19 protein-coding genes are annotated in these 21,641 nt (G+C 43.1%); 2 read left to right on the top strand and 17 right to left on the bottom strand.

Annotated elements, in window-relative coordinates; translation table 11 throughout:
* Positions 1–23 precede the first annotated feature (23 nt).
* The 11 genes from lipA to rhlB form a co-directional block, all read right to left on the bottom strand.
* Complete coding sequence (lipA, locus tag A4G13_RS06480) at positions 24–986, bottom strand: lipoyl synthase (RefSeq protein ID WP_090656285.1); 963 nt, start codon at positions 984–986, stop codon at positions 24–26.
* A gap of 4 nt (positions 987–990) precedes the next feature.
* On the bottom strand, positions 991–1,656 hold the full coding sequence (lipB, locus tag A4G13_RS06475) for a lipoyl(octanoyl) transferase LipB (protein WP_090656283.1): 666 nt from the start codon (positions 1,654–1,656) through the stop codon (positions 991–993).
* Between the two features lie 100 nt (positions 1,657–1,756).
* Entirely contained in the window at positions 1,757–2,056 is a 300-nt protein-coding gene (gene ybeD / locus A4G13_RS06470) for a DUF493 family protein YbeD (RefSeq protein WP_011200991.1), read from the bottom strand.
* Between the two features lie 180 nt (positions 2,057–2,236).
* Entirely contained in the window at positions 2,237–3,421 is a 1,185-nt protein-coding gene (locus tag A4G13_RS06465) for a serine hydrolase (RefSeq protein WP_011200992.1), read from the bottom strand.
* A 143-nt stretch (positions 3,422–3,564) separates the two neighbouring features.
* Entirely contained in the window at positions 3,565–4,152 is a 588-nt protein-coding gene (locus A4G13_RS06460) for a septal ring lytic transglycosylase RlpA family protein (protein WP_011200993.1), read from the bottom strand.
* A gap of 69 nt (positions 4,153–4,221) precedes the next feature.
* Positions 4,222–5,340, bottom strand: a complete 1,119-nt coding sequence (gene rodA, locus A4G13_RS06455) for a rod shape-determining protein RodA (RefSeq protein ID WP_011200994.1) — start codon at positions 5,338–5,340, stop codon at positions 4,222–4,224.
* The gene (gene mrdA, locus A4G13_RS06450) at positions 5,337–7,376 is read right to left on the bottom strand and encodes a penicillin-binding protein 2 (protein WP_090656279.1); all 2,040 of its coding nucleotides are present in this window, start codon (positions 7,374–7,376) and stop codon (positions 5,337–5,339) included. The genes rodA and mrdA overlap by 4 nt, the downstream gene beginning before the upstream one ends.
* Before the next feature lie 40 nt (positions 7,377–7,416).
* The gene (rlmH, locus tag A4G13_RS06445) at positions 7,417–7,884 is read right to left on the bottom strand and encodes a 23S rRNA (pseudouridine(1915)-N(3))-methyltransferase RlmH (protein WP_090656275.1); all 468 of its coding nucleotides are present in this window, start codon (positions 7,882–7,884) and stop codon (positions 7,417–7,419) included.
* Between the two features lie 93 nt (positions 7,885–7,977).
* Positions 7,978–8,286 carry a ribosome silencing factor gene (gene rsfS, locus A4G13_RS06440; RefSeq protein WP_011200997.1) on the bottom strand — a complete coding sequence of 103 codons (309 nt, stop codon included), beginning with the start codon at positions 8,284–8,286 and terminating at the stop codon, positions 7,978–7,980.
* Between the two features lie 202 nt (positions 8,287–8,488).
* Entirely contained in the window at positions 8,489–9,379 is an 891-nt protein-coding gene (gene cdd, locus A4G13_RS06435; protein ID WP_090656272.1) for a cytidine deaminase, read from the bottom strand.
* 172 nt (positions 9,380–9,551) lie between these two features.
* Entirely contained in the window at positions 9,552–10,805 is a 1,254-nt protein-coding gene (gene rhlB / locus A4G13_RS06430) for an ATP-dependent RNA helicase RhlB (RefSeq protein WP_090656269.1), read from the bottom strand.
* Between the two features lie 300 nt (positions 10,806–11,105).
* On the opposite strand from rhlB, the gene rho reads away from it, so the two are divergent.
* Complete coding sequence (gene rho / locus A4G13_RS06425) at positions 11,106–12,368, top strand: transcription termination factor Rho (RefSeq protein ID WP_041640233.1); 1,263 nt, start codon at positions 11,106–11,108, stop codon at positions 12,366–12,368.
* Positions 12,369–12,519: 151 nt separating this feature from the next.
* On the opposite strand, the gene rraA is transcribed toward rho, so the two are convergent.
* Both rraA and A4G13_RS06415 read right to left on the bottom strand, forming a co-directional pair.
* Positions 12,520–13,020 carry a ribonuclease E activity regulator RraA gene (gene rraA, locus A4G13_RS06420; protein WP_041639983.1) on the bottom strand — a complete coding sequence of 167 codons (501 nt, stop codon included), beginning with the start codon at positions 13,018–13,020 and terminating at the stop codon, positions 12,520–12,522.
* A gap of 106 nt (positions 13,021–13,126) precedes the next feature.
* Positions 13,127–14,035, bottom strand: a complete 909-nt coding sequence (locus A4G13_RS06415) for a 1,4-dihydroxy-2-naphthoate polyprenyltransferase (RefSeq protein ID WP_090656266.1) — start codon at positions 14,033–14,035, stop codon at positions 13,127–13,129.
* Positions 14,036–14,124: 89 nt separating this feature from the next.
* On the opposite strand from A4G13_RS06415, the gene tsaA reads away from it, so the two are divergent.
* Positions 14,125–14,856, top strand: coding sequence for a tRNA (N6-threonylcarbamoyladenosine(37)-N6)-methyltransferase TrmO (tsaA, locus tag A4G13_RS06410; protein WP_090656263.1), 732 nt, complete (start codon positions 14,125–14,127; stop codon positions 14,854–14,856).
* 221 nt (positions 14,857–15,077) lie between these two features.
* On the opposite strand, the gene ppiD is transcribed toward tsaA, so the two are convergent.
* From ppiD to clpP, 4 genes are all read right to left on the bottom strand, one after another.
* On the bottom strand, positions 15,078–16,946 hold the full coding sequence (gene ppiD / locus A4G13_RS06405) for a peptidylprolyl isomerase (RefSeq protein WP_090656261.1): 1,869 nt from the start codon (positions 16,944–16,946) through the stop codon (positions 15,078–15,080).
* A gap of 121 nt (positions 16,947–17,067) precedes the next feature.
* The gene (gene lon, locus A4G13_RS06400; RefSeq protein WP_011201007.1) at positions 17,068–19,491 is read right to left on the bottom strand and encodes an endopeptidase La; all 2,424 of its coding nucleotides are present in this window, start codon (positions 19,489–19,491) and stop codon (positions 17,068–17,070) included.
* Between the two features lie 129 nt (positions 19,492–19,620).
* Positions 19,621–20,859, bottom strand: a complete 1,239-nt coding sequence (gene clpX / locus A4G13_RS06395) for an ATP-dependent protease ATP-binding subunit ClpX (RefSeq protein ID WP_090656258.1) — start codon at positions 20,857–20,859, stop codon at positions 19,621–19,623.
* A 14-nt stretch (positions 20,860–20,873) separates the two neighbouring features.
* Entirely contained in the window at positions 20,874–21,455 is a 582-nt protein-coding gene (gene clpP, locus A4G13_RS06390; protein ID WP_011201010.1) for an ATP-dependent Clp endopeptidase proteolytic subunit ClpP, read from the bottom strand.
* Between the last annotated feature and the right edge of the window lie 186 nt (positions 21,456–21,641).

The following is a 21,641-nucleotide window of genomic DNA, read 5'->3' as shown; positions in this document are numbered from 1 at the left end:
ACTTTTTGCTTAAGATCTGTTTATTACTTCACCAATCCGCCGCTGGCTTGTAAATCCGCATGGTAAGAAGAACGCACAAACGGACCGCAGGCTGCGTGTTCAAAGCCCATGACTTCCGCTTTGGTGCGGAATTCGTCAAATTCTTCAGGCGGCACATAACGGGCGACCGGTAAATGGAAACGGCTTGGCTGCAAATATTGCCCTAAGGTCAGCATGGTTACCCCGTTGTTTCTCAGGTCTTGCATCACGTTTAAAATTTCTTCGTTTGTCTCGCCCAATCCTACCATTAAGCCTGATTTGGTTGGAATATGCGGAAATAATGCTTTAAATTCACGTAATAATTTCAGCGACCATTGATAATCCGCACCCGGACGAATATCGCGATACAAACGAGGTACATTTTCCAGATTATGATTAAACACATCCGGCGGATTGTCTTTTAATTTATCCAACGCCTGTTCAATACGTCCGCGGAAATCAGGCACCAAAATTTCAATTTTGGTATTCGGGTTAATTTTGCGGATTTCCTTGATACATTCGGCAAAATGCCCCGCACCGCGATCAGGCAAGTCGTCGCGATCAACGGAAGTAATCACCACATATTTCAATTTCATATCCTGAATAGTTTCCGCTAATTTTTTCGGTTCTTCAGGATCCGGCGGCAACGGTTTACCGTGCGCAACGTCACAGAACGGGCAACGGCGCGTACAAATTGCCCCGAGGATCATAAATGTCGCCGTGCCATGATTAAAACATTCGTGCAAATTAGGGCATGAAGCTTCTTCACAAACGGAATTTAACCCGTGACGACGCATACCGTTTTTAATACTTTGGATTTTAGCCGAATTGGCGGGAAGTTTTATCTTCATCCAGGAAGGTTTTTGCAGTAACTCCTGGTCGGGATCAATATTTTTAACTTGAATGATCGAGGTTTTCGCTGCATCGCGGTATTTTACCCCTCGTTCCATTTTAAATGCGGTACTCACTAGGTTATTCCTTAATGTTAAAAATTTGTTGCTTATTATAGCCTAAAATTGTTACAAAGTGTTCAACTAATTTTGGCGAAACTTTGTCGCAATCCGCCTCCTGAGGTGAAACAAAATCCGCCAGCTGAACCATTTCCAACCCCGCATAGCCGCAAGGATTAATACTGTGAAAAGGTTCGAGATCCATATTAATATTAAACGCCAGCCCGTGGAAAGAACAACCGCGGCGAATACGCAACCCCAGCGAACAGATTTTTTTGCCGTCAATATAAACGCCCGGCGCATCCGCTTTTGCATAACTTTCAATGCCGTAATCCGCCAACGTGTTGATAACGGATTGTTCCAGCGCACTCACCAGTTGGCGGACACTAATATCCCGCCCCTGTGTTTTAAGCCGCTTAATATCGATCAACACATACATAATCTGCTGACCGATTCCGTGATAGGTAATTTGCCCGCCGCGATCCGACTGCACAACGGGAATCGCCGTGCTACGGAGTAAATGCTCGGCTTTGCCCGCTTGCCCTTGCGTAAAAACGGAGGGATGCTGAACCAACCAAATCTCATCGGCACTTTTATCAGTGCGATTGTCGGTGAATTCCTGCATTTCATGCCAGGTTTTTTGGTAATCCCGTATACCGAGTTGACGGATAATTAATTTTTGTTCCATATAAAATTCTAAATACGTTGCTAAAACCAAACTATATACAAAATGCAAAACTATAAAAGAAGAGCCTCAACGGAGGCTCTCAAAAAACATTCGGCTATTATTAAAGAACCATTCTCACGCCTTCAATTTTAGCCAATTCTTCATACAGTCTTTCTATTTGTTCGATTTCTTCCGCAATAATATCAATAGAAACCGAGTGGTATGTTCCCTTGCTGCTCACGGCATTACGCGGATTATAATCGCCTTTTGCGTGCTGCTGTACCAGCATCACCACATCATCAATTAAATCCGGGCGTGCGGCGCCTACAACTTTAAAGGTAAAACTGCATGGAAATTCTAATAAATCTTTTAATTTTTGTTGCGGTAGTTCTGATAAATTTACTGTTTTTGTTTCGCTCATCTCTTTATCCTTTAAATTATTAAATTCTATTCTTACGTGTTGTCACAATATAAAGCCGAAATACAAAATTTCAATGGTGAATAATCAGTCAAAATTTTGAAAAAACGAACCGCACTTTGCCATGAAGCGAAATGCGGTTTTTAATTAACGCTTAACAAATTAAATAACGTCGCCTATTACCTAGAATAAACTCTTAATCGTTAATACTAACCAATCCCAGGCTTTACCAAAAATTCCGCCTTCTTCAACGTCTTGCATTGCCTGTAAATCGACTTTTGCCACATCTTTACCGTCTAATTGGTAAATCACTTTACCCACGACCTGACCTTTTGCTAAAGGCGCTTCTAAATATTTCTTATCTAATTCGAAACGGGCTTTTAAATCGGCATTACGGCCCTTAGGCACGGTAATAAAGCGATCCTGCAACACGCCGATCTGTACTTTGCCCTGATTGCCGTAATAAATATCCTGGTTTGTAACCGCTTTACCCGCTTCTAAAGTTTTGAAGGTATCAAAACTGTTGAACGCCCATTGCAGTAGTTTTTTACTTTCCACTTCACGGCCTTTATAAGTCGGCACACCCATCACCACCGTAATCAAACGCATATTATCCGCGTTCGTTGCCGAGGCGACTAAGTTATAACCTGCCTGGCTTGTATGACCTGTTTTCATTCCGTCAACATTGATGGTTTTATCCCATAATAGACCGTTGCGGTTCGGCTGTTTGATTTTATTGAAAGTAAAGTCTTTTTCCGCATAAATTTTATACTCTTCCGGCAAATCACGGATAATATGTGCGCCGATAATCGCCATATCTCGTGCCGACGAATATTGGTTTGCATCATCTAAACCGTGTACCGTCGTGAAATGCGTGTTTTTCAATCCGAATTGTTCGGCATATTTATTCATGCTGTTAATAAAATTATCCGTTGTACCGGATACGTGTTCGGCCATGGCAACACAGGCATCATTGCCGGATACAATAATAATACCGCGGTTTAATTGCTCAACCGTAACCTGTTGATTCAGGTTCAGGAACATTTTAGATGAATCGGGGAAATTCTTACCCCATGAACTTTCGCCGACAGTAATGGTATCGGTATTATGAATTTTACCTTGTTTTAACGCATCGCCAATTACATAGCTTGTCATCATTTTAGTTAATGAGGCCGGATACTGACGTTGATCAGGATTTAAGGAAGCAAGCACAGCGCCGGAGTTATAGTCCATAACAACATAGGTTTGTGCATTCACTTGAGGAGGAACTATACCGAAATTAACGTCTTCGGCGGACACCGTTAATGGTAGAGCTAATAAACCGGCAAATATTGCCAAGCTTGTTTTTTTAAGTGCGTTCTTTAACATCGATAAATCCTTCGGATAAATAAAAATAATAAGTCGGTTTTGCCTGCTTTCAATCCTTAATTCTCAGGCTAAATAAGCAGACAAAGTGACGTCATTTAACATGTCGTCACTTTGTGTAATAAAATAAATCAAACATTTGTCATTTATTTGATTCTATCGCGGGCTTCATCGGTTCTCGCATTTTTCACTAATGTTGATGCGCCAGCACCGGAGATCTGACCGCTGCGATCAACATGTAACGCTTCCACTCGCACATTTCCAACACCTGCTCTAATTAAACCGAGCTCGTTTGCAGCGGCATGTGATAAATCCATAATGCGTGTTTTGGAAAACGGTCCGCGATCATTAATACGCACAATCACTTTTTTGTTATTACGCAAATTAGTCACTAATGCATAAGAACCTAAAGGCAGGGTTTTATGTGCTGCGGTATATTGCTGGTTGCTGTATTTCTCACCGCTCGCCGTGCGACGCCCGTGAAACTTGTTGTGATAATAACTTGCTTTCCCTTCTTTACTGTAATTTTTTGCATTACGAGAAGTTTGCGTAGTATATTTTCTACCGTTTACAACATAAGTATTTGATGATTTTGCAGCACCCTTATGTTCTAATTTCGGCCCTGCAATACCATAATGTTTTTTTGTATTATTTACCTGCGCAGTATTCGAACTTGCCGAACAAGCGGTTGTCATCACTGCTAATAATACAGTTAATAAGAATTTTAGTTTCATAATAGATACTCTAGGTTAGTGTCCTAAATTTCCACAGATATCAGACTAATCTGACCGTGAAAACTTTAATTAGTTCCCTTTGTGATAAAGAGTACGTTTATGCGTATGGATTGACATTATTACGCCAAATCCCGCCATTAATGAAACAAATGACGTTCCACCATAACTGATAAGCGGTAATGGTACACCTACTACCGGTAAAATTCCACTTACCATCCCAATATTTACAAATATGTAAACAAAGAAAATTAATGTTAATGCGCCGGTTAGAATACGTCCGAACGCAGTTTCCGCATTAACACCGATAATTAGACCCCGAATAATAATAAAGAAATAAATTAACATCAATAGCGTAATTCCAAACATACCCTGTTCTTCACTTAATACGGCAAAAATAAAGTCGGTATGAGGTTCGGGTAAGAAGTCCAGCTGAGACTGCGTGCCTAACATCCAGCCTTTACCCCATAATCCGCCCGAACCGATAGCAATTTTAGACTGAAGAATATGATAACCGGCACCGAGCGGGTCTTTTTCCGGATCCAATAATGTTAGCACTCGCGTTCTTTGATAATCATGCATTAAATACAACCACATAATCGGTATAAATGCAGCTAAACCGACTACTGCCGCCAAAATAAGCCACCAGCTCATACCTGCTAAAAATACAACGAAAAGCCCGGAGGCGCTTACCAAAATAGATGTCCCCAAATCCGGTTGAATTGCTACTAACAAGGTCGGCACTACAATAATTGCCAGTGCAATAACGGTTTCGGAAAGCTTAGGCGGTAATTTTTTATTTCCTAAATAAACCGCTACCATCAATGGCACCGATAGTTTAACGATCTCTGACGGCTGAAAACGGAATAAACCCAAATCAAGCCAACGTTGAGCACCTTTACTGGTGGTACCGATTAAATCCACCAAAATCAGCATAATAAGTCCGACAAAAAATAAATAAGGCGCAATACGTTGATAAAAGCGAGGTGGGAATTGAGCCATTACAATCATCACCGCAAATCCCAATACAACCTGGATAATCCGGCTACGGAACATTGTCTCACTGCCACCGGAAGCGCTGTATAACACAATTAAACCGTAGCCCGAGACAACCAATAATCCGACCAGCAACAGAAAATCAAGGTGCAACCTGGTCCAAATATTTGAGAAGATAGATTTTTTCTCGGTCATTCTGTCGCCCCTTCGTGCGGTAATGAAATAGGTTCTTCAATAGGCATATCGCCTGATGTTGCAGCCTCCTCACTATTATTTTCAGCCGCTTTCGACTGTTCTGCTGCGGAGTTTACGCTCTGCTCATCAGTAATCCCTTCTAATTTGGCAACTTGCGGCAAACGATGCAATAAATAATAATCCATAATTTGACGCACTACCGGTGCTGCATTGCCCGAACCGCCGCCGGCATTTTCTAAAATAATGGAAACCACGATATGCGGGTTTTCATAAGGAGCGTATGCGGTAAACCAGGCGTGATCATGTAATTCCCGTTTTAACTGGCTTGCATCATATCGTTGATTTTCTTTCAAACTAAACACCTGTGCCGTGCCGGATTTTCCCGCCACCCGATAAGCGGCACCGGTAAACGCCTTACGCCCTGTTCCGTTCGGTGCGTTGACAACACCGTACATTCCGCGTTTTGCCTCATTCCAGGCGGCTTTAGTCGGTTCCGAAATATCCTCATACAACAAAGGATCCTTATAAGGCTCTTTCTCCGAACCCACAGTTTCTTTCATTAAATGCGGCGTGTTTACTTTACCGTCATTAACCAACACGCTGGTCGCTTTAGCCAACTGCAACGGTGTTGCCGTCCAGTAGCCCTGCCCGATACCGACGGGAATCGTATCGCCTATTACCCAAGGTTTTTTATAACGTTTTTGCTTCCATTCTCTGGTCGGCATAATACCGGAAGTCTCTTCCTGAATATCAACACCGGTCGGTACGCCGAAACCGAAACGAGTCATCCATTCCGACATCTTATCAATCCCCATTTTATAGGCGACCTGATAAAAATAAGTATCCGCAGACTCGGTAATGGATTTATATAAATTTAATGAACCATGCCCTGTTTTTTTCCAGTCCCGGAAACGTTTTGTACTGTTTGGCAATATCCAGTAACCGGGGTCGAAAATAGTCATATTCGGCGTAATAATACCTTCCGTTAATGCGGCAACGGCAATAAACGGTTTCACGGTAGAAGCCGGCGGATAAGCCCCTTGAGTCGCCCGGCTGTATAAAGGCCGCGTCGGATCCTCCAACAAACGCTTATAAGCCGAACCTGAAATACCGCCTACAAATAAATTGTTATCATAACTCGGACTGGAAACCATGGCTAATATGCTGCTGTCCCGCGGATCCATTACCACAACGGCCCCTTTCTGGCCGGCAAGTAAATCGGTAATAAAGCGCTGTAATTCTAAATCAATAGTTAAATAAATACTCTTCCCCGCAACCGGAGGCTGCTCGCTCAACTTGCGGATAACCTTACCGCGGTTATTGATTTCTACCTGTTCATAACCTGCCGTGCCGTGCAACTGATCTTCGTAAAAACGTTCAATACCGAGCTTACCGATATCCGTTGTACCGGCATAATTAGCGTCTTTTTCTTCTTTTTTCAGCCGTTCTACATCTTTATCATTAATTCGCGCCACATAACCTAAAATATGGGTTAAAGGCTCACCATAAAGATAATGGCGTTTAAAGTACGGACGAATATCCAGACTCGGATAATTATATTGATTCACCGCAAAACGGGCGATTTGTTCTTCCGTTAAATCGGATTTCAGCATAATCGGCGTATAGCGAGAAGAACGACGGCGTTCTTTCTTAAACTGTTCGATATCGCTATCCGTTAACCCCACCACATCTCTGAGTTCGTCAAAAGTGCGGTCTAAATTTTCCACTTTTTCCGGTACTATATATAGCCCGAAAAAGGTCAGATTTTCCGCTAATAATTTACCGTAACGATCATAAATCAACCCGCGGGTAGGCGGTACCGGCAGCAATTTAATACGGTTGCCGTTAGAACGGGTTTGATATTTATCGTATTCCGTTACCTGCAGATTATATAAATTTGTGAATAAAACTACCGTCAGCAAAAGCGTACCGATAAAGGCCACTAATGCTCGACGGGCAAACAGATTCCGCTCCGCCTTATTATCGCGAATCGGATCATGTCGAGGTGTTGCAAAAAGTTTTGTTAACAAATTCATATTCTTCAAAAATGAGTGAACGCTATTCGCTCAATATTAATTATTCCCGGTGATAAGGGTGATTCGTCGTTAATGACCAGGCTCGATAAAGGCTTTCCGCCACAACCACCCGCACCAGCGGATGAGGCAAAGTAAGCGGTGAAAGCGACCAGCTTTGTTCCGCCGCCGCTTTACATTCCGGCGACAAACCTTCCGGCCCACCGATTAGCAAACAAATATCCCGACCGTCATTTTTCCAGGATTCAAGTTGCCGGGCTAATTGATCCGTGGTCCAAGGTTTACCGGGAATATCCAGGGTCACCACCTTTCCCCGCCCGCAAGCGCTAAGCATGGCTTTGCCTTCCTGCTCCAGAATCCGTTTGATATCCGCATTTTTTCCCCGTTTGCCAGCAGGAATTTCAATTAATTCAAAAGGCATATCTTTGGGAAAACGGCGTTGATATTCCTCAAACCCCACTTTCACCCAATCGGGCATTTTTGTTCCCACTGCAATTAACTGAATTTTCATTTATGCTGTAACCCTTATGATATCGGATTGAAAAGTGCGGTCAAAAAAATGCAATTTTCCGTTATACGAATTGTGAAGAATCTCAGAGGAATTTTACGCCCAAAGTTTTTCCAATTGATACATTTGACGAGCGTCACCTTGCATAATATGTACAATTGCCTGACCGAAATCCACCACGATCCAATCGGCGACCGCTTTACCTTCTTCGCCAAAGCTTTCAAAGCCCGCCTGTTTGCTTTCATCAATTAGCTTCTGCGCCACGGAGGCAACATGACGGCTGGAAGAACCGGTACAAATAATCATATTATCGGTGACGGAAGACTTGCCTCGCACGTCTATACATTCAATCTCTGTTGCTTTTAAAGCATCCAGTTTATCTACAAGAAAATCGACTAAATTCATTCTGCTTATATCATCCTATTATCTTAAAACGGGCAATTCTAACACGAGATAACCGGAATCTGAATAAAAGAGCGAAAATTATACAAAAAATCATTCAAAACCCGCATAACGAATTATTTTTCTTTGAAGCAGTTGACACCGTAATGTCAAAAATAATCCTTTCGAGGATTATAGATAAAAATTCAATGTACTTTTATTGGACTTATAGCGAAATATATTCGATATCAAGCCCTAAATGAGCGCCGGCGAGGCTTTGCGTCATCGGTAGGCTGGTTAAATCCGCTTTTGCCTCCGCCATTACGACACGACGGACTTTTACATCAATCAGCCCTTGCAAACGCTGATAATTCAGCGCCGATTGCAACGGCAGAAAAGTCGGATTAAAAGCGGCATTTTCCGCATAGCGTCCGCAAATAATTAGCTCGCCAAGCTGCAACGCCACGCCGCTGAAAGCTTGACTGTAAGGCGCGTAAGACTGACTTGCAGCCTCTACCGCCGCACGAATCAAAGGGTCATGCCCTTGATAGTTAAACGGATGAGATTGCCCGTCAAAAAACACATTTTGAATATTCAGATCTTTCGGCCCGAATGCATCCGGCAAATAATTGTGCAGCAAATTATTTTGGCTATGAGGCAAATGGATTTTAAGCCGTTCGGCGCTGTTCAATTCATTCATAAACTGGCGGCAATGCCCGCAAGGCGTGTAATTCACCACCATGTGAGCAATAGCTTTTTCTCCCGCCAGCCAGGCATGAGAAATCGCACTTTGCTCCGCATGTACGGTCTGTTGCATAGAGGCTGCAACAAATTCCTGATTTGCGCCAAAATAAAACGAACCGGATTGGCCGATTGCGATCGCTCCCACATTAAACTGAGAAATCGGCGTTAACGCATAACAAGCGGCGACAGGCAAACATCGCAACGCGAACTCAACCGGTGAAAGGGCGAATTGCCGGCAAAATTGTTGCACGGTAGCTTGTTCCAACACCGCTTTATAGCCTTGCGCTTCAAGTTGAACCACCACCTGGCGAATTAAATTATCCCGTTTTTGTTCGACTAAGTCGGTTAACCCTTTAATAATTGTATTTTTCATTTAAATCTCCTTATTTTGGGCTAGGCCTGTTTATCTTTTATAAATAAACGCTAATTATAAAGAATTGAAAAATCAACGTCCGTGATCAAGATCTGGCTTCTGAAAAATCAGAAAAAAATACCGCACTTTTGCCGTGAATCGGAACAAAAGTGCGGTATTTTTTAAGTGAATTTTAAAAACGTTTTTTGAAAGGCTTTGCCCCGTTTCGATTATGGCGATTGCTTGCCGGCAGACTCGGTTTTAAACGGTAAGGTTTTGCCAAATCGCGAATTAACGAGTCGGGATCATATTGACTTACAGCAATATGGTGCCCGATATATTCTTCGATGGCAGGCAGATTCATCGCATATTCTTCGCAGGCGAAACTAATGGAAACGCCGCTTTCCCCCGCACGACCGGTTCGCCCGATGCGGTGTACGTAATCTTCCCGGTCGTCCGGCAAATCATAATTAAATACGTGAGTAACATCCGGAATATGTAAGCCGCGCGCCGCCACATCCGTCGCCACTAAAATATCCAAAGCGCCGTCGGTAAACTGTTTCAGCAGAGATAAACGTTTTTTCTGCGCGACATCACCGGTCAGCAAACCCACACGATGACCGTCGGCGGCTAAATAACCCCAGATTTTCTCGCATTGATGTTTGGTATTGGCAAAAATAATGCAACGCTCCGGCCATTCTTCTTCTAATAAAGTGATAAGCAACGGCATTTTATCTTCATTGGAAGGATAAAATAATTCCTCTTTAATGCGGTGACCGGTTTTTTGCAGCGGTTCCACCTCCACATATTCGGGATCATTCATATCTTCAAACGCCAGCTCCCGCACTTTGTAAGAAAGGGTTGCGGAAAACAGCAAAGTAAGGCGCTGCTTAGGTGAAGGGCATTTGCGCATTAAATAGCGAATATCTTTAATAAAACCGAGATCGAACATGCGATCCGCTTCATCCAGCACCACCACCTGAATATGCGATAAAGCAATAATATTTTGTTTCACATAATCAATAATGCGTCCGGTAGTGCCGATAATAATATCCGCACCCGCTTCAATGGCTTTCAGCTGTTTGTCATAACCGTCACCGCCATAGGCAAGTGCGGTTTTTAAACCGGTGGTTTTCACCATACGTTCCGCATCATGAGCGATTTGTACCGCAAGTTCTCTGGTCGGCGCCATAATCAACGCCCGCGGATGATTCGTTTTAACGGGATGTTCCAATAAATGGTGGAAAGTTGCGGTTAAAAACGCCATGGTTTTGCCGGTACCGGTTTGCGCCTGCCCGGCAACGTCTTTACCCGCCAATGAAATAGGCAACGAAAGCGCCTGAATCGGCGTACAATATTCGAAGCCGTTACTTTCTAAGGCTTCCAATACTTTGGCATTAAGGGGTAAATCGGCGAAACGTTGTTGGCTTAAATGATCTAAAGACATAAATAAAAGGTCTGCTTATCTATTTGTTTATTGTGGCGCTAAGAATAGCATGATATGCGAAAATCCTCAAAAAATATGCAAGGCAAGTTAAACAATTCCGTATTCTTCAGGCGGTTTGACAGAACAAAATTAAAAAATCCATTATTTTTAACCGCACTTTTTATAAGATTTTTTTAACCAAAAACTAGACACCTCGTCGATTTAATGGTAACTTTAGCCCATTCAAAATTACTGCCGACAATTAAGCAGACAAGTCAAAATTTCATTAAATCCAATCAAAAAGACTCTCAACAAATTATTATGCATTTAACAGAATTAAAAAATACGCCCGTGTCTGAATTAGTCGCGCTTGGCGAAGGTCAAATGGGCTTAGAAAATTTAGCCCGTTTACGTAAACAGGATATCGTTTTTGCCATTCTTAAACAGCACGCCAAAAGCGGCGAAGATATTTTCGGCGGCGGTATTCTTGAAATCTTACCGGACGGCTTCGGGTTTCTTCGTTCCGCCGACAGCTCTTACTTGGCGGGCCCGGACGATATTTACGTCTCACCTAGTCAAATCCGCCGTTTCAACTTACAAACCGGTGATAAAATCGAAGGTAAAATCCGCCCGCCGAAAGAAGGCGAACGTTATTTTGCCCTGTTAAAAGTTGACCAGGTTAACGATGACAAACCCGAAGTTTCCCGCAGCAAAATTCTTTTCGAAAACTTAACGCCTTTACATGCCAATTCCCGTTTACGTATGGAACGCGGCAACGGCTCAACGGAAGATTTGACCGCGCGCATTCTCGATTTGGCTTCACCAATCGGTAAAGGCCAACGCGGTCTTATCGTGGCGCCGCCGAAAGCGGGTAAAACCATGTTGCTGCAAAATATTGCACAAAGCATCACCCACAACTATCCGGAATGTGAATTAATCGTACTGCTTATCGACGAGCGTCCGGAAGAAGTTACCGAAATGCAGCGTTCGGTGAAAGGCGAAGTTATTGCCTCAACCTTTGACGAACCGGCGTCCCGCCACGTTCAGGTTGCGGAAATGGTAATCGAAAAAGCAAAACGTTCCGTAGAACATAAAAAAGATGTGGTGATTTTATTAGACTCAATTACCCGTCTTGCCCGCGCTTACAACACGGTCACGCCGGCTTCCGGTAAAATCTTGTCCGGCGGTGTGGACGCCAACGCCTTACATCGCCCGAAACGTTTCTTCGGTGCGGCGCGTAACGTGGAAGAAGGCGGCAGCTTAACCATTATCGCCACCGCTCTTGTTGATACGGGTTCAAAAATGGATGAAGTTATTTTCGAGGAATTCAAAGGTACGGGTAATATGGAATTACATCTTTCCCGCAAAATTGCGGAAAAACGCGTGTTCCCGGCTATCGACTTCAACCGTTCCGGTACCCGTAAAGAAGACTTGCTCACCACGCCTGACGAATTACAAAAAATGTGGATTCTGCGCAAAATCCTTAACCCGATGGGTGAAGTGGAAGCCATGGAATTCCTTATTGATAAATTAATGGTGGCCAAAACCAACGAAGAATTCTTCGAAATTATGAAACGTTCGTAATCCAATTAACTAAAGAAAAATGATCGCTTTATGCGATCATTTTTTGGCTTAAATTTATTTTGTCTATTACACCTTTATTTTAAAAACAAAAAGTGCGGTAAAAATTTTCGGATTTTTTACTGCACTTTTGCAAACTCAATATAATTATCTGTTATTCTTCACCGAGTTCTTCAAGTTCTAACGGCTCTTGAGAAAGGATGATACCGGTTAAATCCGCATACACATAATCTTCCGGGAAAAAGGTCACACCACCGAAATTAACCGGAATATCGCTTTCGCCCTGCGTATCTTCATCCGCACCGACAGGAATCGGCGCAAGCGCGTGAATACCGATATTAATATTCTCTAATCGGCTTAATTGCCGCACCGCACCATATACGATAATACCTTCCCAGCCGTTATCCGCCGCAAGTTGAGCAAGTTCGGCATCGATTAACGCACGGCGCACGGCACCGCCGCCATCTACTAAAAGTACTCGACCTTCACCTTGTTCTTCTAAAATTTCGGCAATCAGCCCGTTATTTTCAAAACATTTAATCGTTGTTACTTTACCGAAAAATTCGTTTACACCGCCGAAGCTGGAAAAAATCGGCTCTACAACATCCACTTGATCAAGATAAACGTCACAGAGTTCTGAAGTATCGATACGCATAAAATTACCCTTATATAAATTGGACTTTTCTAGTATAAACCTGTTTCCGGTATAACTCAAATCCGCATTTAAAGCGAAAATCCGGTTCCGATACGCTTATCGGTTGCTATTTTGCCAGCACTAAACCGAGGCTGAAAAGCACGTTAGTCAACAATGCCAATAAAGACATTTGGGCAAGCATGGGGCGCAATAAAATCGGCTCTTTGGTTTTATAAACGAAACCGGCATGTTTCACTAACAACGGCACTGCCAGAATAAAAAGAAATCCCCACCGGGAATCTACATTTATCGCGGAAAACAGCGCATAGCAAAGCACACCGGAAGTTAATAAAAGGCAATGATACACTCGGCTTTTTTCCGCTCCTAAACGCACCACCAAAGTATGTTTGCCCGCTTTTTTATCCTGCTCGATATCCCGCATATTATTGATATTTAATACCGCGGTCGAAAGAAAACCGCAAGCGCCGGCAGGTAAAAATACCGTCCAGTTCATACTGTGAGCCTGCAGGTAATAGGTGCCGGCAACGGCCAGTAAACCAAAGAATAAGAACACAAAAATATCGCCTAATCCGAGATAACCGTAAGGCTTTTTGCCGACGGTATAAGCAATCGCCGCCACGATAGAGGCAATACCTAATGCGATAAACACAATCAAATCCTGTAATGATTGGTAAGCGGTTGCTAATAACGCAAAACCGGAAATTAAGATCAATATAATGGTGACAATTAATCCGTTGCGTAATTGCCCTTCCGTCATATTGCCTTTTTGAATGCCTCGCAACGGACCGATACGCTCGACCGTATCCGAACCCTTTTGGAAATCGCCGTAATCATTGGCAAAATTAGAAAGGATTTGTAGTAAGGTAGCGGTTAATAAGCATAATAGCGTAATCTGCCAATCAAAACTGCCGAACCAGTAAGCCACGGCGGAACCGGTAAAAATAATAGCCAGGGCAAGCGGCAGAGTTTTTGGTCGGGCGGTTTCAAACCAGGTTTTTAAAGCACTTTGAGTCATAATATTTGCAAAAAAGAGACCGCACTTTTAAGCGGTGTTATAATGAAAGGCCTATTCTATCAATACTTATTACGGATTTTAAGGAAAATATGTCGGATACTTCTCTCAGCCTCCACCCAATTGCGATTATTAATACGCCTTATAAAGAGAAATTTTCCGTGCCGCGCCAGCCGAATCTCGTTCCCGACGGCGTCGGCACCGTTGAATTATTACCGCCCTTTAACCAACCCGAAGCCGTGCGCGGATTAGAAGCATTCAGCCATTTATGGCTGATTTTTCAGTTTGATAAAGTTCCGCAGGGTAAATGGCAACCGACCGTCAGACCGCCTCGTCTTGGCGGCAACCGGCGTATCGGCGTATTTGCCTCCCGCTCTACCCACCGCCCGAATCCGTTAGGCTTATCCAAAGTCGAATTACGTAAGATAGAAATTAGCAACGGCAAGGTTTTACTGCATTTAGGGTCGGTAGATTTAGTGGACGGCACGCCGATTTTCGATATTAAACCCTATATTGCCTATGTCGATAGCGAGCCGCAGGCAAAATCAAGCTTTGCCCAGGAAAAACCGCAAGCTAAATTAAAGGTTGAATTCACTCCGTCAATACAAAATATCATCCAGAAAATCGAACAAAAACGATCGCACTTTGGACGCTTTCTCACTGATGTGATCGCACAGGATCCGCGCCCGGCTTATCAAGCGGGTAAGCCAAGCGAGCGGGAATACGGTATCACGCTGTATGAATTTAATATCCGTTGGCGAATCCGGCAGAATTCCGCAGATGTCGCCGAAGTGTTTGATATAGAACAAACCGGCAATATTTAAACATGAATAAAATTCACTGGGTTTATAAGTTTTCCGTGCAAGTACCGCGGCAAGCAGCTTGTCCGGCCCTAGCTTGAGAGAAGCCATTGCACAATTTTTTAAACATAAAAGTGCGGTTAGAAATTTGAAAATTTTGTGCTAAATACTTACTCATTGACATATAAACAAAAAGCCGCTGATTAATTTAATCAGCGACTTTTATCTTTAAAATAAACTTACTTTTAGTCTTGGCTTTGTTTCATAAACTCTTCATTTACTTCGATTTTTGCTTTATTACGCAAAGATTTAAGTAAATTAGCCTGTAAGTCCGTTTGTTCCGCCTGCATAACCTGTGCGGTAAATTGCGCACCCTGTTCCGCAGAAACTTCCCCGTTTTCTACCGCAGTTAGCGCCACAATAACTACATCGCCGTTATCCGCTTTTGCCGCAGCGTAAGTTGTTTTATCCTGTTCCGGTTTTGCCATAGAGAAAATCGCATTATTTAATGCCGGATCTTTATTTTCCGCATAAACCCAGGTTTCGGCAGCCGCAAAATTTAACGCAGGTTGTTTTCCCTGATTTAATTCTTCCACCGTTTTATTAGCCTGTTCAAGCATAACGGTTTCCGCTTTTTGGCGTTTTAAATAGGCGGTAATTTCCGCTTTTGCCTCTTCTAAGGATTTTGTGCCTTCCGCTTTATGATCAACCACACGAACCACAATCGAATGTTGATCAGCCACATTCATCGGTTCGGAATTCTGATTACCTTGAGAAATATCGCCGTCAAATATCGCACTCGCCACTGACGGGAAATTCAACGCTGCCGGAATATCTTTACGCGAAAAGTAATCCGTTTCTTTGATTTCAACGCCGGCAACTTTTGCCGCCGCTTCGAGAGAGGATTGATCCTCAAAGGCTTTTTCAGCAACCTGTTTTTCTAAAGAATAAAATTGATTATTTAACAGATCCTGGCGAATCTGGCTTGCAATTAGATCTTTCACTTCCTCTAAGCTTTGCGCTTTTGGCGCTTTGCGATCTTCAAGCTTAATAATGTGATATTGATTATCTACTTTAACCGGTTGACTGTATTGACCGATTTGCAATGCCGCAGCCGCCTCTTCAAATGCTTTCGGCAAATCGCCGGCATTCAGCCAGCCCAGCTCACCGCCGTTAACGGCAGAAGGTTTATCTAAGGATTTTTCTTTCGCTAAAGCGGCAAAATCCGCCCCGTTTTGTAGAGCCTGATACGCATCTAACGCATCCGTTTCTTTCGCAAACTGGATATGGGCTAAACGATCCTGCGCTTTAGAAACAAATTGGGCTTTATTGTCCTGATAATATTGCTGAATCTCAACATCCGTTACTTTTACCGCTTTTTCCGCAGCCGCACGGGTGATATCAAGATATTGCACCTTAACTAATTCAGGCACCATAAACGCACTTTTATTGGCGTTGTAATAATCCGCGACTTCCTGATCCGTTACCGTCTGCTTCGCCATTTCAGCGGTTAAAGGCAATTTTGCTAAACGGAAAGTCCGTTTTTGGAAAAATAATTTCGCGAATTCTTCCTGCTGAGCCGGCAACATCAGCACCGTACCGGCTAAACCTGATTGCAATTGATCTAAACGTAACGCCTCACGCACATATTCGGCATACATATCCGCCGTCATATTATTTGCACGTAATATTTGCTGATAGGCATTGTTATCAAACTTACCGTCAGCCTGAAATGCCGGAGTTGTAACGATTTCCTGTTTTACATAGGTATCGCTTGCCGCTAATTTTAAATCCGTTACATATTGGCGTAATAACTCTTGGTCGATAAGACGGTTTAACACTGATTTTCTTAATCCTTCAGAAAACTCCGGCGTATCCGCGACGGCAGAAAATTGCGCGCCTAATTGCTGACTTAATCGTTGATATTCGTCATTATATTGTTGTTGGAATGCCTGTTGAGAGATTTCTTCACCGTTGATTTTTACCGCTGATGTATCGGCCGTAGCGACCATGTAGCCGGCCATACCGCTCACTACAAACGCCACTGAAATCAGCGCAAAAATAATTTTTGAAAATATGCTGTTTGAGGCATTATGCATTTTTTCCATTACCATTAGTGCTAATCCTATAAATAATAATTAAAAGTTTTCGAATTATAATCGAAAGTCCGCCACTTATCACGAGAAAAATAAAAAAGCACGAGCCTTAGCCCGTGCCGATTGAGTATTTAAAAAGTTAGTTCACCGTTGAAGTCGAACGTTTTGAAACGGGCTTTCTGGCTTTCGGCGCTTTCACTTTAGCCAGCGGTGCCGCTTTGATAAATTCAACGCCTTCAGGCGGATTTTCGAGTGCAACGGTTAACACTTCATCAATGGTTTCAGCAGGAATGATGGTTAACGCATTTTTCGCATTTTCCGGAATTTCCTCAAGATCTTTAACATTATCTTTTGGAATAATCACGGTTTTAATACCACCCCGGTGCGCCGCAAGCAATTTTTCTTTCAAACCGCCGATTGGCAATACTTTGCCTCTTAAGCTGATTTCGCCCGTCATCGCCACTTCCGATTTTACCGGATTGCCGGTTAAACAAGACACCAGCGCAGTACACATTGCAATCCCTGCACTCGGACCGTCTTTCGGTGTTGCACCGTCCGGAACGTGAATGTGAATATCCCGTTTTTCGTGGAAATCAGCGGCGATACCTAATTTTTCCGCACGGGTACGCACAACGGTCATTGCCGCCTGAATGGACTCTTTCATCACATCGCCGAGCGAACCGGTAAAGGTTAATTTTCCTTTACCCACAACGGATGCCGTTTCGATCGTAAGCAGATCACCGCCCACTTCGGTCCAGGCAAGCCCGGTTACTTCACCGATTCTGTTTTGCGTATCGGCAAGACCGAAATCAAAACGTCTTACGCCGAGATAATCATGCAAATTATCGGCATTCACCGTGATGGATTTCAATTCTTTATTAAGCAGTAAGTTTTTCACCGCTTTACGGCAGATTTTTGAAATTTCACGCTCAAGTCCGCGTACCCCGGCTTCACGGGTGTAATAACGGATAATGTCCACAATCGCACTTTCTTCAATGGCTAATTCGCCGGCTTTCAAGCCGTTTCGTTCCATTTGTTTTTGCACTAAATGACGCTGCGCGATATTTAGTTTTTCATCTTCCGTATAACCGGAAAGACGAATAACCTCCATACGATCCAATAACGGCGTAGGAATATTCATGGAATTCGAGGTAGCCACAAACATCACGTCGGAAAGATCGTAATCCACTTCCAAGTAATGATCGTTAAAATGCGAATTTTGTTCCGGATCCAATACTTCCAATAACGCCGAAGCAGGATCACCGCGCATATCGGATGCCATTTTATCAATTTCATCCAACAGGAATAATGGGTTTTTCACGCCAATCTTCGCCATTTTCTGAATTAACTTACCCGGTAAAGAGCCGATATAAGTTTTGCGGTGACCTCTGATTTCAGCCTCGTCGCGCACACCGCCCAGCGCCATACGTACGTATTTGCGACCGGTGGCATTGGCGATTGACTGCCCTAAAGAGGTTTTACCCACCCCAGGTGGTCCCACCAAACACAGGATAGGCCCCCTAATTTGGTTTAAACGGCTTTGTACCGCTAAATATTCAAGAATACGCTCTTTAACGCGTTCCAATCCGTAATGATCCGCATCCAGAATTTCCTGCGCTTTCACAATATCTTTTTTGACTTTAGTTCGTTTAGCCCAAGGAACCTGAATCATCCAGTCAATATAACTGCGTACAACGGTCGCTTCCGCAGACATCGGCGACATCATTTTTAATTTTTGTAATTCCGCCTCAACTTTCTCGCGGGCTTCTAACGGCATTTTTGCATCTTCAATTTTTTGACGTAATTGACCGATTTCATCATTCTCGAGAGCATTATCATTGTCGCCAAGTTCTTTTTGAATGGCTTTAATCTGCTCATTTAAATAGTAATCCCGCTGGCTTTTTTCCATTTGTTTTTTCACGCGGTTACGAATGCGTTTTTCAACCTGCAATAAATCCGCTTCGCTTTCCATAGTGCCAAGCAAGTATTCCAAACGCTCGGTCACATTTTCACGTTCCAGCACTTCCTGTTTATTGGCGACGGAAATAGGTAAATGTGCCGCCAGCGTATCGGCGAAACGGTCAAAATCACCCACATCGGCCAGAGCTTTGGCTAATTCGGGTTGAATTTTTTTGTTTTGTTTAGCGTAGTTGTCAAACTCTTCGAGAACCGTATTGCGTAACACTTCAAGTTCTTTTTCATCGCCCAAAGTCGTTTCAATGGGCGTTACGGTAGCTGAAAAATAATCCTGATCGGTTAATTTCAAAATATTGGCGCGTTGCTGGCCTTCCACCAACACTTTCACCGTACCGTCAGGCAATTTTAACAACTGGATAATATTAACGATGGTACCGACGTTATAAATATCGTCAATGGTAGGATCTTCCAATTCCGCTTGTTTTTGCGAAACCAATAATAATTGTTTACCTGATTCCATTGCTTTATCAAGACTATGAATGGATTTTGCACGGCCTACAAATAACGGCATCACCATAAAAGGAAATACCACGACGTCTCGTAAAGGGAGAACCGGTAATTCTTTTTGTTGAATTCTTTTGCTCATAATTTACTCTTTATTTGAAATTTCAGACTGGTTCATTTTATATGGGGATAGAAGGCGGAACTTCAAGTAGCAATAACAAAAGTGCGGTAAAAAATACCGCACTTTTTATTAAATAATGACATATTCCGATTAGTATTCTAATTTAGGTGCGCGGTGTTCGTTGATAACCGCCTCATCAACCACCACTTTAACAAGCCCTTCCAATGAAGGTAAATCATACATAGTGTCTAATAATGCGCCTTCAACAATTGAACGCAAACCGCGAGCGCCCGTTTTACGCTCAAGGGCTTTCTTAGCCATAGCGTTTAAAGCTTCCGGCGTAAATTCGAGTTCAACATTTTCCAAGCCGAATAATGCCTGATATTGTTTGGTCAGCGCATTTTTAGGTTCGGTTAAAATCTGCACCAACGCCTTCTCATCAAGTTCGCTTAACGGCGCCACCACCGGCAGACGGCCGATAAATTCCGGAATTAAACCGTATTTGATTAAATCCTCGGTTTCAATTTGTTTAAGTAAATCCGTTAAACTGACTTCGTCTTCTTTGCCTTTTACTTCCGCATCAAAGCCGATTCCGCTCCCCTTATGAATACGTTTTTGAACCACACGATCCAAGCCGGCAAAAGCGCCGCCGCAAATAAATAAAATTTTTGAAGTATCAACGCGCAGCATTTCCTGCTGCGGATGTTTGCGCCCGCCTTGAGGCGGAATAGACGCCACAGTTCCTTCAATTAATTTTAATAACGCTTGCTGAACGCCTTCGCCCGATACATCACGGGTAATAGACGGATTTTCCGATTTACGCGTAATTTTATCGATTTCATCAATATAAATAATGCCTCGTTGCGCTTTTTCCGTATCATAATCGCAATTCTGCAATAACTTTTGAATTACGTTTTCAACATCTTCGCCCACATAACCCGCTTCAGTTAAGGTGGTCGCGTCCGCCATGGCAAAAGGCACATTAAGCATACGCGCCATTGTTTCGGCTAACAGGGTTTTACCGCTACCGGTCGGACCGATTAACAGAATATTACTTTTGCCCAATTCAACATCAGCAATGCCGTGATTTGAACGCAAGCGCTTATAATGATTATAAACCGCAACGGCTAATACCTTTTTCGCATAATCCTGCCCGATAACGTAATCGTCTAAGTGAGCGCGGATTTCATGCGGGGTCGGTAATTTTTCTTCCGTTTCAACCGCTTCTTCAGCGCTTTGTTGTTCCCGTGTTTCTTCGTCATGCAATAAATCATGACAAAGATCAATACATTCGCCGCAAATATAGCCATCGACGCCGGCAATTAATTTACCTACTTCATCTTGCGATTTACCGCAAAACGAACAGGTGGTTTCTGTTTCTTTTGTCATTCTACTGATTCCAATTAACGCTTAACCAATACGCTATCGATAAGACCGTAATTTTTTGCATCTTCCGCCGACATAAAATTGTCGCGATCCGTATCCCGCTCGATAACCTCAAAAGGTTGACCGGTATGAAAGGCCAAACGTTCATTTAATGTTTGTTTAATTTTTAAAATTTCCTGCGCATGGATCTGAATATCCGATGCCTGACCGCGGAACCCGCCTAACGGCTGGTGAATCATCACTCGGGCGTGAGGTAACGCGGCACGCTTACCGGCAGCGCCGCCGGCTAATAAAAATGCGCCCATAGAACAAGCCTGACCGACGCACAAAGTGCGTACATCGGGCTTGATAAACTGCATCGTATCATAAATAGCCATCCCGGCCGTCACCGAACCGCCCGGAGAATTAATGTAGAGATTAATGTCTTTTTCCGGATTCTCCGATTCTAAAAAAAGCAGTTGGGCTACGATCAGGTTTGCCATATTATCTTCAACTTCACCGCTTAAAAAAATGACGCGTTCTTTCAACAAACGCGAATAAATGTCGTACGAACGCTCACCGCGGGAGGTTTGTTCTACAACCATAGGAATAAGTGCCATAATGTCCTCATAAATTAATGTAAATAGCTAACGATTCATTGTTATTGGTTAGCTTATGGGCAAATTTTTGCTTATTTTACCTGAAAAATAGAATTTTTCTAACTTAAAACGCCGGCAAGTACCAATATAGGATCTGAATAAAAGAAAAGTGCGGTCAAAATTTTGCATTTTTTGACCGCACTTAAA

Origin of the sequence: Basfia succiniciproducens (genome assembly GCF_011455875.1) — a bacterium.
GTDB classification, from domain to species: domain Bacteria; phylum Pseudomonadota; class Gammaproteobacteria; order Enterobacterales; family Pasteurellaceae; genus Basfia; species Basfia succiniciproducens.
Note: the sequence above shows the minus strand (reverse complement) of the source record. Positions and strands in the feature narration are given on the sequence as shown.

Coding starts and splice junctions, on each gene's coding strand:
- lipB (WP_090656283.1), bottom strand. CDS start 1,656: ATGGAACAAAAATTAATTATCCGTCAACTCGGTATACGGGATTACCAA.
- ybeD (WP_011200991.1), bottom strand. CDS start 2,056: ATGAGCGAAACAAAAACAGTAAATTTATCAGAACTACCGCAACAAAAA.
- A4G13_RS06465 (WP_011200992.1), bottom strand. CDS start 3,421: ATGTTAAAGAACGCACTTAAAAAAACAAGCTTGGCAATATTTGCCGGT.
- A4G13_RS06460 (WP_011200993.1), bottom strand. CDS start 4,152: ATGAAACTAAAATTCTTATTAACTGTATTATTAGCAGTGATGACAACC.
- rodA (WP_011200994.1), bottom strand. CDS start 5,340: ATGACCGAGAAAAAATCTATCTTCTCAAATATTTGGACCAGGTTGCAC.
- mrdA (WP_090656279.1), bottom strand. CDS start 7,376: ATGAATTTGTTAACAAAACTTTTTGCAACACCTCGACATGATCCGATT.
- rlmH (WP_090656275.1), bottom strand. CDS start 7,884: ATGAAAATTCAGTTAATTGCAGTGGGAACAAAAATGCCCGATTGGGTG.
- rsfS (WP_011200997.1), bottom strand. CDS start 8,286: ATGAATTTAGTCGATTTTCTTGTAGATAAACTGGATGCTTTAAAAGCA.
- cdd (WP_090656272.1), bottom strand. CDS start 9,379: ATGAAAAATACAATTATTAAAGGGTTAACCGACTTAGTCGAACAAAAA.
- rhlB (WP_090656269.1), bottom strand. CDS start 10,805: ATGTCTTTAGATCATTTAAGCCAACAACGTTTCGCCGATTTACCCCTT.
- rho (WP_041640233.1), top strand. CDS start 11,106: ATGCATTTAACAGAATTAAAAAATACGCCCGTGTCTGAATTAGTCGCG.
- rraA (WP_041639983.1), bottom strand. CDS start 13,020: ATGCGTATCGATACTTCAGAACTCTGTGACGTTTATCTTGATCAAGTG.
- A4G13_RS06415 (WP_090656266.1), bottom strand. CDS start 14,035: ATGACTCAAAGTGCTTTAAAAACCTGGTTTGAAACCGCCCGACCAAAA.
- tsaA (WP_090656263.1), top strand. CDS start 14,125: ATGTCGGATACTTCTCTCAGCCTCCACCCAATTGCGATTATTAATACG.
- ppiD (WP_090656261.1), bottom strand. CDS start 16,946: ATGGTAATGGAAAAAATGCATAATGCCTCAAACAGCATATTTTCAAAA.
- lon (WP_011201007.1), bottom strand. CDS start 19,491: ATGAGCAAAAGAATTCAACAAAAAGAATTACCGGTTCTCCCTTTACGA.
- clpX (WP_090656258.1), bottom strand. CDS start 20,859: ATGACAAAAGAAACAGAAACCACCTGTTCGTTTTGCGGTAAATCGCAA.
- clpP (WP_011201010.1), bottom strand. CDS start 21,455: ATGGCACTTATTCCTATGGTTGTAGAACAAACCTCCCGCGGTGAGCGT.